This is a genomic window from Rhizobium hidalgonense (genome assembly GCF_002914525.1).
Classification (GTDB): Bacteria; Pseudomonadota; Alphaproteobacteria; order Rhizobiales; family Rhizobiaceae; genus Rhizobium; species Rhizobium hidalgonense.
Genome location: NZ_LODW01000003.1, coordinates 1 through 2,495, shown reverse-complemented (window position 1 = coordinate 2,495; position 2,495 = coordinate 1). Strand labels below are relative to the sequence as shown.

Annotated in this window: 2 protein-coding genes; both read left to right on the top strand. The window is 58.9% G+C overall.

Annotated features, from left to right (window positions below; genetic code table 11):
* Positions 1–111 precede the first annotated feature (111 nt).
* The gene (gene istA / locus ATY29_RS00045) at positions 112–1,638 is read left to right on the top strand and encodes an IS21 family transposase (RefSeq protein WP_103671183.1); all 1,527 of its coding nucleotides are present in this window, start codon (positions 112–114) and stop codon (positions 1,636–1,638) included.
* Positions 1,628–2,440, top strand: coding sequence for an IS21-like element helper ATPase IstB (gene istB / locus ATY29_RS00040; protein WP_097537545.1), 813 nt, complete (start codon positions 1,628–1,630; stop codon positions 2,438–2,440). Before istA ends, istB begins: the two co-directional genes overlap by 11 nt.
* Positions 2,441–2,495 lie beyond the last annotated feature (55 nt).

Below are 2,495 nucleotides of genomic sequence, written 5' to 3'. Positions count from 1 at the left end.
TGTTGATTTCCACTGAGAGCTGACCCGGCGCAGCCAGATATTTCCATTGAGAATTGACCCATGTTTCAACCGTCCCTCGCATGTTTCAGCGGGGGCTCTGGAGTGATCGACATGGCGTTACTGAGCGTGATCCGACGCTGGTATTTTCGAGAGCATCTATCGATCCGGGAGATTTGCCGCAGAAGCGGTTTGTCCCGGAATACCATCCGCAAATATCTGCGCCTGAACGGCGTGGAGCCGAAGTTCAATGTGCCGGAGCGGCCGAGCAAACTTGATCCATTTGCGGATCGGTTGTCGGCCTGGCTGAAGACGGAATCTAAAAAGAGCCGCAAGCAGAAGCGCACTATGAAGCAGTTGCATGCCGACCTTGTGAGCCTCGGCTACGAGGGCTCCTATAATCGCGTGGCGGCATTTGCTCGGGAATGGCGAGAGGATCGACAGAGGGAGTTGCAGACGACCGGCCGCGGCACGTTTGTCCCCCTGGCATTCGAGCCCGGTGAAGCGTTCCAGTTCGACTGGTCGGAAGACTGGGCGATCATCGGCAATGAGCGCACCAAGTTGCAGGTGGCCCATACGAAGCTGAGTTACAGCCGCGCGTTCATCGTCCGGGCCTATCTCCTGCAGACGCATGAGATGCTGTTTGACGCCCACAATCATGCATTCCGCGTGTTTGGCGGCATTCCCGGTCGCGGCATCTACGACAACATGCGCACGGCGATCGACAAGGTCGGCCGTGGTAAGGAGCGGGACGTCAACGTGCGTTTCATGGCGATGGCCAGCCATTATGTGTTCGAGCCCGAGTTCTGCAATCCGGCATCCGGTTGGGAAAAGGGACAGGTCGAGAAGAACGTGCAGGACGCGCGTCATCGGTTCTTTCAACCCGTTCCGCGTTTTGCATCACTCGAAGCCCTGAACGACTGGCTTGAGCTTCGATGCAGGGAGTTCTGGGCAAAGACCCCACACGGCCAGATGCGCGGCACCATCGCCGATATCTGGGCTGAGGAGGCTCTGGCATTGATGCCCGTTTCCCGGCCTTTCGATGGATTTGTAGAATATACGAAGCGGGTCACGCCGACCTGCCTCGTGCATCTGGAGCGCAATCGCTACAGCGTCCCGGCATCCTTTGCCAATCGACCGGTGAGCCTGCGGGTCTATCCGGATCGTGTCGTCGTTGCAGCGGAGGGTCAGATCATCTGCGAGCATCGCCGGGTCATCGACCGCTCCCACGACCGGCCGGGACAGACCATCTACGACTGGCGGCATTATCTGGCGGTCGTGCAGCGCAAACCGGGTGCCCTTCGCAATGGTGCACCGTTCGCCGAGCTTCCCGATGCGTTCCGGACCTTGCAGCAATACCTGCTCAAGAAGCCCGGCGGCGACCGCGAGATGGTCGATATCCTCGCGCTTGTCCTTCAGCACGACGAGCAAGCTGTCCTGTCTTCCGTCGAGATGGCACTGAGATCCGGCGTTCCAACCAAGACGCATGTGCTGAACCTGCTGCATCGCCTCGTCGACGGCAAATCCTTCACGCCACCCACCATCGACGCACCTCAGGCCCTGACGCTCATCAACGAGCCCAAGGCCAATGTCGAACGATACGATGCCCTGAGAAAGACGGAGGCTCGCCATGCGTCATAATCCAGCAAGCGGCGCTATCGTCATCATGCTGCGGCAACTGAAGATGCACGGCATGGCACAGGCCGTCGGCGAGTTGACCGAACAGGGATCGCCGGCGTTCGAGGCTGCCATTCCGATCCTGTCGCAGCTTCTCAAGGCGGAGACGGCGGAACGAGAGGTGCGCTCGACCGCCTATCAGCTCAAGACCGCACGCTTTCCCGCCTACCGCGATCTGAACGGCTACGACTTCACCAGCAGCGAGATCAACGAGGCGCTTGTGCGCCAACTGCATCGCTGCGAGTTCCTAGACGAGGCCAACAACATCGTTCTCGTGGGCGGCCCTGGCACGGGTAAGACCCACATAGCAACAGCCATCGGCGTCCAGGCTATCCAGCATCATCACAAGCGTGTCCGGTTCTTCTCGACTGTCGAACTGGTCAACACCTTGGAGCAGGAGAAAGCACAGGGACGCGCAGGCCAGATCGCCAATCGCCTTGTCCATTCCGACCTCGTCATCCTCGACGAGCTTGGCTACCTGCCCTTCAGTGCTTCAGGCGGGGCATTGCTCTTCCATCTGCTCAGCAAACTCTACGAACGCACCAGCGTCATCATCACCACCAACCTGAGCTTCAGCGAATGGGCCAGCGTCTTCGGCGATGCCAAGATGACCACCGCGCTGCTCGATCGCCTCACGCATCACTGCCACATTCTTGAGACCGGAAACGACAGCTTCCGCTTCAAGAATAGTTCGGCGCATGAACCCAAAACGACAAAGGAGAAACGAAGGAACTTGACCACCACGATCGACAAGAACGATACCTAAAAGGCGGGTCAATTCTCGGTGGAAACGCCGGGTCAGCTCTCAGTGGAAATCAACA

What these genes read in the sequence shown, in the direction of transcription:
- istA (WP_103671183.1), top strand. Translation starts at nt 112, where the DNA reads ATGGCGTTACTGAGCGTGATCCGACGCTGGTATTTTCGAGAGCATCTA.
- istB (WP_097537545.1), top strand. Translation starts at nt 1,628, where the DNA reads ATGCGTCATAATCCAGCAAGCGGCGCTATCGTCATCATGCTGCGGCAA.